Source organism: Halalkalibacter oceani (genome assembly GCF_040544555.1).
In the GTDB taxonomy this organism is placed as follows: Bacteria; Bacillota; Bacilli; order Bacillales; family Bacillaceae_D; genus Halalkalibacter; species Halalkalibacter oceani.
In genome coordinates this window covers 59,118-70,907 of sequence record NZ_JBEPKD010000009.1, presented here as the reverse complement: position 1 = coordinate 70,907, position 11,790 = coordinate 59,118, and the positions used below count along the sequence as shown (strand labels likewise).

General features: G+C 45.2%; 14 protein-coding genes and 1 riboswitch. Of the genes, 12 read left to right on the top strand and 2 right to left on the bottom strand.

What is annotated here, in order from left to right; genetic code table 11:
• Positions 1-26: 26 nt before the first annotated feature.
• The 10 genes from ABMB67_RS11830 (at position 27) to sufB (ending at position 9,541) form a co-directional block, all read left to right on the top strand.
• The gene (locus ABMB67_RS11830) at positions 27-263 is read left to right on the top strand and encodes a YusG family protein (protein WP_251222808.1); all 237 of its coding nucleotides are present in this window, start codon (positions 27-29) and stop codon (positions 261-263) included.
• A gap of 335 nt (positions 264-598) precedes the next feature.
• Positions 599-696: riboswitch (SAM riboswitch) on the top strand.
• Positions 697-829: 133 nt separating this feature from the next.
• Complete coding sequence (locus ABMB67_RS11825; protein ID WP_354572180.1) at positions 830-1,858, top strand: methionine ABC transporter ATP-binding protein; 1,029 nt, start codon at positions 830-832, stop codon at positions 1,856-1,858.
• Positions 1,848-2,504: a methionine ABC transporter permease gene (locus ABMB67_RS11820; protein ID WP_251222810.1), complete on the top strand. Its 657-nt coding sequence runs from the start codon at positions 1,848-1,850 to the stop codon at positions 2,502-2,504. The genes ABMB67_RS11825 and ABMB67_RS11820 overlap by 11 nt, the downstream gene beginning before the upstream one ends.
• Before the next feature lie 17 nt (positions 2,505-2,521).
• Entirely contained in the window at positions 2,522-3,379 is an 858-nt protein-coding gene (locus tag ABMB67_RS11815; protein ID WP_354572179.1) for a MetQ/NlpA family ABC transporter substrate-binding protein, read from the top strand.
• Between the two features lie 276 nt (positions 3,380-3,655).
• Positions 3,656-4,033, top strand: coding sequence for a carboxymuconolactone decarboxylase family protein (locus ABMB67_RS11810; protein ID WP_251222812.1), 378 nt, complete (start codon positions 3,656-3,658; stop codon positions 4,031-4,033).
• A gap of 271 nt (positions 4,034-4,304) precedes the next feature.
• A complete protein-coding gene (gene sufC / locus ABMB67_RS11805) occupies positions 4,305-5,090 on the top strand; it encodes a Fe-S cluster assembly ATPase SufC (protein ID WP_251193221.1) in 786 nt (261 codons plus the stop codon).
• Between the two features lie 52 nt (positions 5,091-5,142).
• Positions 5,143-6,447 carry a Fe-S cluster assembly protein SufD gene (gene sufD, locus ABMB67_RS11800; protein WP_251222813.1) on the top strand — a complete coding sequence of 435 codons (1,305 nt, stop codon included), beginning with the start codon at positions 5,143-5,145 and terminating at the stop codon, positions 6,445-6,447.
• On the top strand, positions 6,447-7,676 hold the full coding sequence (locus ABMB67_RS11795; RefSeq protein ID WP_251222814.1) for a cysteine desulfurase: 1,230 nt from the start codon (positions 6,447-6,449) through the stop codon (positions 7,674-7,676). The genes sufD and ABMB67_RS11795 overlap by 1 nt, the downstream gene beginning before the upstream one ends.
• Positions 7,666-8,109, top strand: a complete 444-nt coding sequence (gene sufU / locus ABMB67_RS11790; protein WP_354572178.1) for a Fe-S cluster assembly sulfur transfer protein SufU — start codon at positions 7,666-7,668, stop codon at positions 8,107-8,109. The genes ABMB67_RS11795 and sufU overlap by 11 nt, the downstream gene beginning before the upstream one ends.
• A 34-nt stretch (positions 8,110-8,143) precedes the next feature.
• The gene (gene sufB, locus ABMB67_RS11785; RefSeq protein WP_251222816.1) at positions 8,144-9,541 is read left to right on the top strand and encodes a Fe-S cluster assembly protein SufB; all 1,398 of its coding nucleotides are present in this window, start codon (positions 8,144-8,146) and stop codon (positions 9,539-9,541) included.
• Positions 9,542-9,856: 315 nt separating this feature from the next.
• On the opposite strand, the gene ABMB67_RS11780 is transcribed toward sufB, so the two are convergent.
• Both ABMB67_RS11780 and ABMB67_RS11775 read right to left on the bottom strand, forming a co-directional pair.
• A complete protein-coding gene (locus tag ABMB67_RS11780) occupies positions 9,857-10,426 on the bottom strand; it encodes a hypothetical protein (protein ID WP_354572177.1) in 570 nt (189 codons plus the stop codon).
• Between the two features lie 64 nt (positions 10,427-10,490).
• Positions 10,491-10,721, bottom strand: a complete 231-nt coding sequence (locus tag ABMB67_RS11775) for a matrixin family metalloprotease (protein ID WP_354572247.1) — start codon at positions 10,719-10,721, stop codon at positions 10,491-10,493.
• Between the two features lie 75 nt (positions 10,722-10,796).
• On the opposite strand from ABMB67_RS11775, the gene ABMB67_RS11770 reads away from it, so the two are divergent.
• Positions 10,797-11,174, top strand: coding sequence for a magnesium transporter (locus tag ABMB67_RS11770; RefSeq protein WP_354572246.1), 378 nt, complete (start codon positions 10,797-10,799; stop codon positions 11,172-11,174).
• A gap of 108 nt (positions 11,175-11,282) precedes the next feature.
• Entirely contained in the window at positions 11,283-11,723 is a 441-nt protein-coding gene (locus ABMB67_RS11765; RefSeq protein ID WP_354572176.1) for a VOC family protein, read from the top strand.
• Positions 11,724-11,790 lie beyond the last annotated feature (67 nt).

The window sequence follows — 11,790 nt, the reverse complement described above, 5'->3', positions numbered from 1 at the left end:
TAACTTCTGATAAGGAGGTTATGAACATGGGATTTGTCCGTGTCGATGTAACAGGACAAGTAAAAGGGAAATACGAAGCGGGGACGCTGAATCTTTACATTGGTGACACCCAAATTGGGAAAGTGTCGGAAACGAGTCAAGGCCTGCAGCATGACATGTTCCAGGGCTATGAATTTGAACAGGACAAAATTTACCGCTATGAGCAAGAAAAACCCGAACAAATCACCTCCTATGTCGACAGCTGCGAAGAAGGCTGGTGTTAAAGAGCTGTATCAAAAGATGGTTTTCCTTTTGATACAACCCCAAGCAGTAAGCGAAGTCTGCGCCTTATGTTTAAAAGTCTGTACCGAAGCGTTTTTCTTCGGTACAGACTTTGCGCAGAACGAAGCCACTGCCAGCAGTAAGGCATCGCTATCCACTAAGTATTTCCCCTGGCACACTGGCGCCTTCTTACCATGATCTCTCCTCCTCTTAAATAGTTCTATTTTTCAGAAAATATCTTCCATATCTTCCTTTAACATTGGAAAAGGCAAAAAGATTGACAAGTATTTTTTCCTCGTGCTATTATTTCTTCATGCTAAAAGTAAGTATAATTTAGCTCTTATCGAGAGCGGTGGAGGGACTGGCCCTGTGAAACCCGGCAACCATACCAATGGTGCTAAATCCTGCAAAGCGGAATGCTTTGAAAGATGAGAGAGAGGCTCGTGTTCGCAACCTTTCTGTTCATTTGCTGATGCACAGGAGGGTTTTTCTTATGAGAAACGTTCTGACATCCAGGAAACAAGTACTGTGCAAAAAGAAAGTTAAGTGATCGGAAAGGTGTGATTTGATGATTACGTTGCGCGATATTTACAAAGTATTTCAGACGAAGGATGGTCCGGTCCGTGCGGTGGACGGGATTGATTTACAGATAAACGAAGGCGAGATCTTTGGCGTTATCGGTTATAGCGGCGCTGGGAAAAGTACATTGATCAGAATGGTGAATATGCTGGAACGGCCGACTCAAGGGGAAGTCACGGTAGCCGGGCGCAACCTTTCGCAGTTACATGAGAAAGAGTTGCGGAAAGCGCGACAGGAAATCGGGATGATCTTTCAGCATTTTAATTTGCTTTGGTCCCGTACCGTGCGCGAAAACATCGCATTCCCGCTTGAAATCGCCGGAGTAAAGAAACCAGAGCGTGATCGGCGCGTTGATGAATTAATTAAACTTGTCGGTCTGGCCGGCAGAGAAGAAAGCTATCCTTCACAGCTTAGTGGCGGTCAAAAGCAGCGGGTCGGGATCGCCAGGGCCCTGGCGAATAATCCGAAGGTTCTTCTATGCGATGAAGCGACATCCGCTTTAGATCCGAAAACAACGGACGCGATTCTCGACTTACTCGTCGACATTAATGAAAAGCTTGGATTGACGATTATCTTGATTACGCATGAAATGCATGTCATCCGGAAAATCTGTCATCAGGTCGCCGTAATGGAAGCGGGCAAGGTCGTTGAGCAAGGGCCGGTACGCGAAGTGTTTAGAAAGCCAAAAGAGGCGATGACAAAGGAGTTTGTCAAGCAAATAACCGAGCCGGAGGAAACAGCCGACGCGATTTCGCATATGCTGGCTGAATCTCCTGAAGGGAAAGTTGTCCAACTGACATTTGTCGGAGAAGAAACAGAGCGGCCGCTTATTAGCCAGCTGATCCGTCAATTTGATATCGACGTCAATATTGTTCAAGGGAAAATAACGAAAATCCAGGCGGGCTCTTATGGAACGTTGTTTATTGCTCTTGATGGAAAACCCGAACAAATCGAAGCGGCGATTGCCTTTATCCGCAGTAAGCAGGTTGAGGTGGAGGTGATTTCGCATGTTGAATGAAGTGAAATGGGACGGATTGTGGAATGCGACAGTGGAAACAGTTTATATGACCGGCATCTCCGTAGCGGCAACATTCTTCCTCGGTCTTATTCTCGGCTTGATTTTGTATTTAACAAGTAAAGGGAACCTGTGGGAAAACAGGTTTATCAACCAGCTGTTCAGTTTATTTGTTAATGTTTTTCGCTCTATTCCATTTATTATTTTGATTATTTTACTGATCCCGTTTACGCGTGCCCTTGTCGGTTCGATGCTTGGCGCGAACGCCGCCCTGCCGGCTTTAATTATTGGAGCGGCTCCTTTTTACGCGCGGATGGTGGAAATTGCTCTCCGTGAAATCGATAAAGGGGTCATTGAAGCCTCCAAGGCAATGGGTGCGAGCAACTGGACGATTATCCGCAAGGTCTTGATTCCGGAAGCGTTGCCGGCGTTACTATCCGGCATTACCGTGACGGCGATCGCGCTCGTCAGTTATACGGCGATGGCCGGAGTGATCGGCGCCGGCGGTCTTGGGCATTTTGCCTTTTTGGAAGGATTCCAGCGTTCCAACAGTCAGATTACATTCGTGGCAACAATAGTCATCGTGATCATTGTCTTTATTATTCAATGGATCGGCGACTATTTTACCAATAAAACAGACAAACGATAACGAAGGGGGAAACAAACATGAAAAAGTTTTTACACTTGATTGGAGCAGCGACATTGGCCCTGTCCTTGGCGGCGTGCGGGGGCACCGATGAAGAAGCACCTGATACGGGAGCGGATGAAGCAGGTGAGGCGCAGGAGGAAGCTGTTACATTAAGCGTGGGGGCATCAGCTGTGCCACATGCTGAAATTCTTGAAGCGGCGAAGCCTTTATTAGCAGAAGAAGGAATTGAGCTCGAAATTGTGCCTTTCCAGGATTATATTTTGCCGAACCACGCGTTGCGTGACGGCGATATTGATGCAAACTATTTTCAGACGCCGGGTTATTTAGAAATGCAGATCGAAGAAAATGATTATGATTTTGTTAGTATCGGAGAAGTACACGCAGAACCGATCGGGATTTATTCACAGGAGTACAGCAGCCTCGATGAGCTTCCAGAGGGCGCGAACATTATTATGAGTGATTCAATCAGCGACCATGGCCGGATTTTGCCGATTTTTGAACGTGCCGGCTTGATTGAGCTGGATGTAGCGGAAGGCGAGCTTGCCACAGTCGATAACATTGTCTCCAACCCGAAAAATCTCCGTTTCGGTGAAACTCAGGTTGAAGCAAGAATGCTCGCGCCATCCTTTGAAAGCGGCGAAGGAGATGCCGTGGCGATTAATACGAATTACGCGCTGGAAGGCGGCATCGACATTGAACAGTACGGAATCGCGTTTGAAGGGGAAGACGTCCTTCAACCGAACTTAATTGTTGTCCGGGCTGAGGATGAAGAACGTCCAGAAGTGTTAAAGCTGCTGGAAGTTCTCCAATCCGAGGAAATCGAACAGTTTATTTTAGAGACGTATAACGGAGCCGTTATTCCGATTTCACAATAACAATTAAATAAGAAGAAAGTGGGAGTGTGGAGAAAAAGGTGTTCCCTTTTTGCCACACTCCCTTTCTTTAATTTAGCTTTTGCGGCTGGAGTGTCCATGTACTTTCCCTCTTTATCCGGTCATCTTTGGAGCGATGATGTATTCGGCAATGGTCGGGCCGACTAATAAGGGAGTTTATCATCAATTTGTTTTAACCATCCAGCATCGATCAGTCCTGGCGAATATTTAAGGGCAATTTACAAATAATAAGGCCATTACTAAAGGAGGCTGAAAAGGATGGAGCAGCAACAGGAGAACAGTCCAATCGAAATGGCGCTACAGGATTATAAAGAAGGAATCGGTTTTTTTACCGAAAAAATGCCGCAAATCGCCAAGAAATACAATGCTTTCACTGAGGCCTGTTTTGCCAAGGGGAAGCTTTCCCAAAAGGAAAAACAGCTGATCGCGCTCGGCATCAGTATTTTTTCTCAGGATGAGTACTGCATTATTTACCATACAAAAGGCTGTCTCGATCAAGGCTGTGAAGAGGAAGAAATTCTTGAGGCTGTTGGCGTGACGGCTGCCTTTGGCGGAGGAGCGGCCTTAAGCCAGGCGGTGACGCTCGTGCAGGAGACGATTCGTGACCTTTCGGGTAAAGATAAACAGATTCAGTAATGGATCAGAAAGTGGAAACCACCTAACAGCATAACAAGGGAAAACTGAGTGGTGCGCCGGCTGCTCAGTTTTTTACATGAGAGCTTGTCAGATTTGCCCGCTGTCTTAGTTGCAAAATGACGACAGGGAATGTAAGGTAGAATCATTCACTTGCCTTGAACTTATAATGGATTTGTTATAAGATTAGAATGAGAATAGATTGAGAATAACACAAAAAAAGATTCATCCTATCTAAGGGTAGATGAAGGAAAATACATTGGAGGTCATTGGTATGTCTGCACCATTTTTAAAGATTGAAGATTTACATGTAGCAGTTGAAGGTACGGAAATTTTGAAGGGATTTAACCTTGAGATAAAAGGTGGAGAAATTCACGCTATCATGGGGCCGAATGGAACTGGTAAATCAACTTTGGCGTCAGCGATTATGGGTCATCCGAAGTATGAGATTACATCCGGCTCTATTACAATGGACGGCGAGGATGTACTTGAAATGGAAGTTGACGAACGGGCAAAGGCCGGATTGTTTTTAGCAATGCAATATCCAAGCGAAATTAGCGGGATTACAAATGCAGACTTTTTACGCTCTGCGATTAACTCAAAGCGTGAAGAAGGTGACGAAATTTCTTTAATGAAATTTATTCGCCAGCTTGACGAGAAGATGGGCTTGCTTGAAATTGATGAATCATTCTCACATCGCTATTTAAATGAAGGTTTCTCAGGCGGAGAGAAGAAGCGTAATGAAATTCTTCAACTATTAATGCTTGAGCCGAAAATTGCGATTCTTGATGAGATTGATTCAGGTTTGGATATTGACGCTCTTAAAGTCGTTTCTCAAGGCGTTAACGCGATGCGCGGTTCAGAATTCGGCTGTCTGATTATTACACACTATCAACGCCTCCTTAACTATATTACACCTGATAAAGTACACGTCATGATGCAGGGTCGCATTGTCAAGTCCGGCGGCTCAGAGCTTGCAACTCGTCTTGAAGCTGAAGGGTATGACTGGATCAAAGAAGAGCTTGGTATTGAAGATGAACGTGTCAATCAGGAAGCGTAAGAACTTTTAAAGAAAAAGAAAACAGCAGAAACAATAGTAAAGGGTGGTATGTATGACAGTCGAGACGAACACTTTGTTCGCGAAGGAGCGGGTTCAGGCATTCTCGGATGCACGCAAGGAGCCGGAATGGTTCCGCGCGATCCGGTTAAACGGCTTGGAGCAGATGAAAACGGCGGAGCTTCCAAAGCCGGACAAAACAAAAATAGATAAATGGAATTTCACTCTTCCTAATACGGAAGTGGCCAAAAAAGCAAAACTGGACGCTGTTGAGGCATTAGCGTCGGAGATCCAGCTACTGATTGGTGAAAAGCATTCAGGAGATAACCTCCTCGTGCAACAGGATGCAGAAACGGTGTATCAGCAGTTGTCGGCTGATTTGCAGTCAAAGGGCGTGATCTTTACTGACTTGCAGACGGCGCTTGCCGAGCACGGAGACAAAGTGAAGCCATACTTCGGCGAAGCGGTCAAGCTGAATGAGAACCGTCTGCTTGCCGAGCATGCCGCTTTAGTAAACGGAGGCGTTTTCCTCTATGTGCCGCGCAACGTTCAGGTGGAAGTACCTTTACAGGCAGTATTCACTATTGATACGGTAGAAACAGGGCTCTACAATCATGTGATTGTCGTAGCCGAAGAAAACAGCTCCGTTACCTATGTCGAGAACTACACGTCCTTGACGGATGGCGCAGGTTCAGCAAACCTTGTGGCAGAAGTTTATGCCGCCGCTGGGGCGAAGGTGGCTTTCGGAGCCGTTGATACGCTTTCAGCCGGGGTGACGACATATGTAGTCCGTCGTGCTCATGTTGAACGCGATGGCCGTGTGGATTGGGCGCTTGGTCAAATGAATGATGGCGATACAATATCAGAAAATACAACGCATCTCATTGGTGACGGCTCGTGGGCTGATACAAAAACCGTCTCCATCGGACGCGGCACGCAGAAGCAGAATTTCACGACGCAAATTTTTCACCACGGCAAGCATTCAGAAGGTCACATCCTTAAGCATGGTGTCATGAATGGCGAAGCGTCTTCGATTTTCAACGGTATTTCCAAAATTGAGCACGGGGCGACAAAGTCAAACGGCGTACAGACAGAACGAGTACTGATGCTCAGTGAGAAAGCGCGTGGAGACGCCAACCCGATTTTATTAATTGACGAGGATGACGTTACTGCTGGACATGCTGCTTCAGTCGGGCAAGTGGATCCACTTCAGATGTTCTATTTAATGAGCCGCGGAATTTCTCGGAAGGAAGCAGAACGTCTCGTCATTCACGGGTTCCTGGCCCCTGTCGTGAATCAGCTTCCAATTGAATCTGTGAAGGAGAGTTTGCGCGAGGCTATCGAAAGGAAAGTGCGCTAATGAATGAAAAAGAGATTAAGCAGCATTTCCCCATTTTAGATCAGCAAGTCAACGGAAATCAGCTTGTCTATTTGGATAGTGCCGCTACTTCGCAGAAGCCGGTAGCCGTGATTGAGGCGATTGAGGATTATTATCGCCGCTATAATTCGAATGTTCATCGCGGGGTGCATACGCTCGGAACATTGGCGACCGACGGCTATGAAGGAGCTCGAGACAAAGTGCGGGCATTTATCGGTGCCAAGCAAAGAGAAGAGATCGTCTTCACCCGCGGTACGACGACTGCGTTGAATCTCGTCGCCTCGAGTTATGCCCGTGACAACCTGAAAGCCGGAGATGAGATTGTGATTACGCCGATGGAGCATCACAGTAACATCATCCCGTGGCAGCAGGTGGCACGCTTAACTGGAGCAACGTTAAAGTATATTCCGCTTCAGCCTGACGGAACGGTTGATCTGGCTGATGTGGAAGAAACGGTCACAGACAAGACGAAGATTGTCTCTGTCGTGCACGTTTCCAACGTGCTTGGTACGATCAATCCGGTGAAAGAAATCGGCGAGATTGCTCACCGTGCCGGGGCGATCATGGTTGTTGATGGCGCACAGAGTACGCCTCATATGAAAGTCAACGTTCAGGAGCTTAATTGTGATTTCTTTGCTCTTTCCGCTCATAAAATGTGCGGGCCTACCGGAATCGGCGTCTTATACGGAAAGAAAGAGCTGCTTGAAAAGATGGAGCCGATTGAATTTGGCGGTGAAATGATCGATTTTGTCGGCTTACAGGAGTCGACGTGGAAAGAGCTTCCGTGGAAATTTGAAGGCGGCACCCCGATTATTGCCGGGGCGATCGGTCTTGGCGCAGCAATCGACTTTCTGGAGCAAGTCGGCCGGGATGAAATCGAGAAGCACGAGACAGAGCTGGCGGATTACGCAATGGAGAAGCTTGCAGAGGTGGAAGGGATTACGATTTACGGCCCTCATCATCCGAAAAAGCGGGCGGGTCTTGTCACATTTAACATAAGTGACGTGCATCCGCATGATGTCGCAACCGTTTTGGATAGTGAAGGAATCGCGGTCAGAGCCGGTCACCATTGCGCGCAACCATTGATGAAATGGCTTGACGTCACAGCAACTGCGCGGGCGAGCTTCTATTTGTACAACACAAAAGAAGATGTTGATGCGCTTGTGGCGGGCTTAGTAAAAACAAAGGAGTACTTTGGTGATGTCTTCTAATAACCTTGATACACTGTACAGACAGGTCATCATGGATCATTACAAAAATCCACGTAACCGCGGTGAATTTGAAGGTGAGACACTGACTGTGAACATGAATAACCCGACATGCGGGGATCGGATTCAGTTGCAAATGAAAGTGGAGGACGGGAAAATAGCGGGAGCCAAGTTTGTTGGGGAAGGCTGTTCCATTAGCCTCGCTTCTGCGTCGATGATGACGCAGGCGGTGAAGGGGCTAAAGCCGGAAGAGGCGTTGGAAATGTCCTCGATCTTTTCAGATATGATGCTTGGGAAGGATTATGATGAAGATCGCTTCGATTTAGGCGATATTGAAGCGCTGCAAGGAGTAGCGAAGTTTCCGGCTCGGATTAAATGTGCGACTTTGGCATGGAAAGCGATGGAAAAAGGACTTCATGATCATCATGATTCATAGGTTTTGGTAAAGATAATTACAAGGAGGGTTTCAAATGGCGAAAAAAATGCCTGAAATCGGGGAATATCAATATGGGTTCTCAGACCGTGACGTATCGATTTTCCGTTCGAAGCGCGGGTTGACACGTGAAATCGTGGAAGAAATTTCACGGATGAAGGAAGAACCGCAGTGGATGCTTGATTTCCGCTTAAAATCATTAGAATTGTTTTACAGCATGCCGATGCCTCAATGGGGTGGCGACTTATCGGAATTAAACTTTGATGACATCACTTACTATGTAAAGCCATCAGAGAAGTCCGAGAAATCATGGGATGAAGTGCCGGAAGAAATTAAAAATACGTTCGATAAGCTCGGTATTCCAGAAGCGGAGCAGAAGTATTTAGCCGGTGTTTCAGCGCAATACGAATCAGAAGTTGTTTATCACAACATGAAGGAAGAATTGTCTGAACAAGGTATTCTGTTTACTGATACAGATACCGCTCTTAAAGAGCATGAGGAAATTTTCAGAGAGCACTTCGGTAAAACAATTCCGCCATCCGACAACAAGTTTGCCGCATTGAATTCAGCGGTTTGGTCCGGCGGCTCATTCATTTATGTGCCAAAAGGAGTAAAGTCGGATACGCCATTACAAGCGTATTTCCGGATTAACTCAGAAAACATGGGTCAATTTGAGCGGACGTTGATTATCGCCGACGAAGAAAGCTCTGTCCACTATGTGGAAGGCTGTACAGCACCGGTTTATTCAACGAACTCCTTGCACAGTGCGGTCGTTGAAATCATCGTTAAGAAAAATGCGTACTGCCGTTATACGACAATCCAAAACTGGGCGCCGAACATTTACAACCTCGTAACAAAGCGTGCCGTTGCGGATGCCGGCGCAACAATGGAATGGGTTGACGGTAACATCGGCTCGAAGCTGACAATGAAGTATCCTGCTGTTATCATGCGTGGCGAAGGAGCGAAAGGAACAGTGCTTTCAATCGCGATTGCCGGTAAAGGGCAGCACCAGGATGCCGGCGCGAAGGTGAGTCACCTTGCTCCAAATTGTTCTTCAACGATTGTATCGAAGTCGATTTCTAAGCATGGCGGGAAAGTCACCTACCGTGGAATCTGCCACTTCGGCCGCCGTTCGGATGGGTCGAAGTCAAAGATCGAATGTGATACGTTGATTATGGATAACGAATCAACATCAGATACAATCCCATACAACGAAATTTTAAATAACAACATCACACTAGAGCACGAAGCAACCGTTTCAAAAGTATCGGAAGACCAATTGTTCTACTTGATGAGCCGCGGTATTTCTGAGCAGGAAGCAACAGAAATGATCGTCATGGGCTTCATCGAGCCATTCACAAAAGAACTTCCAATGGAATACGCCGTCGAAATGAACCGTTTGATTAAGTTCGAGATGGAAGGCTCTATTGGATAATGAATGATTGAGGCTGGAACTAAACAATTTAATAAAAACATCAAAAGACTCCGGTTATCGTTTTTGGATAACCGGGGTCTTTTGTATGCCTCAAAAACATTCGCTGGAGCACGTTGGGATGTCCCTCCTGAAGTTCAGCGAGTGAATGTTTTTCGAGGGAATTGAGAGGAATGGGAGATGTTTTTGACGATGCGTTGCGCGCCTTGCTTCGAAGTACCTACTCGTAGCAAGGCTTTAAGGCCCATTACTAAAAAGCTGCTGAAAGTGAAAATCGTATTTTTCAGCAGCTTCGTCTATTTCGGATTATATTCTATTTCAGTTATCGTCATAGGTTTCCAATACGTCTACTTTCAATTCAGAATATTGTTCGTTATTTATATTTAATTCTTCTTCCATTTCATCTTTTTCATCAATGTTAAATTTACCTTGGTTTAGTGAATTGATCCAATAACTTTTAGAGCCTTCCCTATATTTTAAAAATAATATATATTCAGCTCCTGCTTGTAGAGGTGTATAGTCATCGTAGAAATAAATGGTTTCTCCAGGTTGAATTCCGTTATCTATTCGATAGTATGGTTCTGTAACTTTAAGAGTTTGATTTTCCTTTAGAACCGCATGATCATCTTTTATAATATTTGTTATCAATACCTCTGTGTTTGTTCGACCATCTCTAAAGCCATACTCATTCATAATAATATTTTCTGATTTATCTGTTGCTACTGCTTCAATAACAAGGTCTGAATGGTTCGTAATTTCTTCGGCACTTTCAAACAAAACATGTTCAGCTTGATTTCTTACTTCTTTAACGATGACATTGTCTGCAACTACGTAACTGGAAGTGGCAATAAAAATCAAGGACAACGAAACGAATAAACTCTTTTTCACTTTAATACCCCCATTTTACTCTTAAGTGCGTAATATCAGTCGACGTTGGAAGTAGACAAACTCTTCATCCAGTGATTTCTGCGTGTGCAGGGCTATTTTTAAAATGATTGAGTCCAAGAATGTGTCCAATTTCATGCCCGGCTACTTTACAGTTATGATATCCTTCATCTACTGATTGATCATGATCATATCTTATTCTTCCTTGGTTATAATTTGAACCATTAGTAACAGATGTTGCAGGAACTTGAGTGACTCCACCATAAAAATTGTAATTCCAATAGTCAGCGACTGCAATTATTCTAGGTGGTCGCTGGAAGCAGTGGTGATGCTTGCTGTTTTTATCCCGATGGTCATGGGGTAGGCTGGAAATATTGGAACACAGTCTTTAGCCGTAGTAGTCCGAGGCTTAGCTGTAGGAACAATTGATAAAAAAAGTGTACGAAAGTTAATACAACGTCAATTTTTTATCGGGATTATTGTTGGTTTTTTATGTGGATTGGTGATCGCCATTGTGATCTCTCTTATTCCTTTCCTGCAAAGTTCGTGGTTATTGGGGCTAATTGTTGGTGGCTCAATTATGGCCTCATTAAGTGTCGTATGTGTCGTGGGAGCTGTTATGCCTTTACTTATTAATAAACTGAAACTTGATCCTGCGTTAGCTTCGGGTCCATTTGTGACGGCGATTGGTGATATCCTCAGTTTATCAATCTACTTTTCGATCGCTACCTCTCTTTTAGAGTATTTATAAGTGAAGGATTAACTTCTTACCGTCTTATCCCGCCCTGAATTTGGTATACTTTAGTCAAGAAATTGGGAAAATGACAAGGGAAGAATACGTCTGAAAGGAGTGAGCGTTATGGTTGGAGTAGAAATTGATATGGTTGTGAAGGATAGCTTAAAGGCTCTGGAGCTATACGAAACGATATTTGAGATTGAGCGGGTGGAGGTTTCCGATTTGCCCCGTGGTGAAAATGAGGCGGTCTTTACGTTATACGGCGTTCGTTTTCATCTGTTAGATGAAAATCCTGAGTTTCATTTGGTCGCCCCAACGGCTGAAGATCCAAAAACGAGCTGGATCAATGTATCGGTGCCGGATATTAAAGAAACGTACGACAAGGCGATGGAGCTAGGCTGCACAGAGGTGCAACCGGTGACGGAGCTTCCGGACTACGGGGTATCGAACGCGATCTTTATGGACTCTTTTGGCTATATATGGATGCTGCATCAAGTCCATAAAGAGGTCAGTCATGAAGAACGGTTGCGGCTTTGGGAGGAAAAAAAGAAGAAGGATCAATAGGTGTAGTGGAGAAACGGACGTTACCTTAGAAGGCGGACTCATAGAGTTTGTCTTCTTTTTTCTTTAG

What these genes read in the sequence shown, in the direction of transcription:
- ABMB67_RS11820 (WP_251222810.1), top strand. Translation starts at nt 1,848, where the DNA reads ATGTTGAATGAAGTGAAATGGGACGGATTGTGGAATGCGACAGTGGAA.
- sufB (WP_251222816.1), top strand. Translation starts at nt 8,144, where the DNA reads ATGGCGAAAAAAATGCCTGAAATCGGGGAATATCAATATGGGTTCTCA.
- ABMB67_RS11830 (WP_251222808.1), top strand. Translation starts at nt 27, where the DNA reads ATGGGATTTGTCCGTGTCGATGTAACAGGACAAGTAAAAGGGAAATAC.
- sufD (WP_251222813.1), top strand. Translation starts at nt 5,143, where the DNA reads ATGACAGTCGAGACGAACACTTTGTTCGCGAAGGAGCGGGTTCAGGCA.
- ABMB67_RS11815 (WP_354572179.1), top strand. Translation starts at nt 2,522, where the DNA reads ATGAAAAAGTTTTTACACTTGATTGGAGCAGCGACATTGGCCCTGTCC.
- ABMB67_RS11810 (WP_251222812.1), top strand. Translation starts at nt 3,656, where the DNA reads ATGGAGCAGCAACAGGAGAACAGTCCAATCGAAATGGCGCTACAGGAT.
- ABMB67_RS11795 (WP_251222814.1), top strand. Translation starts at nt 6,447, where the DNA reads ATGAATGAAAAAGAGATTAAGCAGCATTTCCCCATTTTAGATCAGCAA.
- sufC (WP_251193221.1), top strand. Translation starts at nt 4,305, where the DNA reads ATGTCTGCACCATTTTTAAAGATTGAAGATTTACATGTAGCAGTTGAA.
- ABMB67_RS11825 (WP_354572180.1), top strand. Translation starts at nt 830, where the DNA reads ATGATTACGTTGCGCGATATTTACAAAGTATTTCAGACGAAGGATGGT.
- ABMB67_RS11765 (WP_354572176.1), top strand. Translation starts at nt 11,283, where the DNA reads ATGGTTGGAGTAGAAATTGATATGGTTGTGAAGGATAGCTTAAAGGCT.
- sufU (WP_354572178.1), top strand. Translation starts at nt 7,666, where the DNA reads ATGTCTTCTAATAACCTTGATACACTGTACAGACAGGTCATCATGGAT.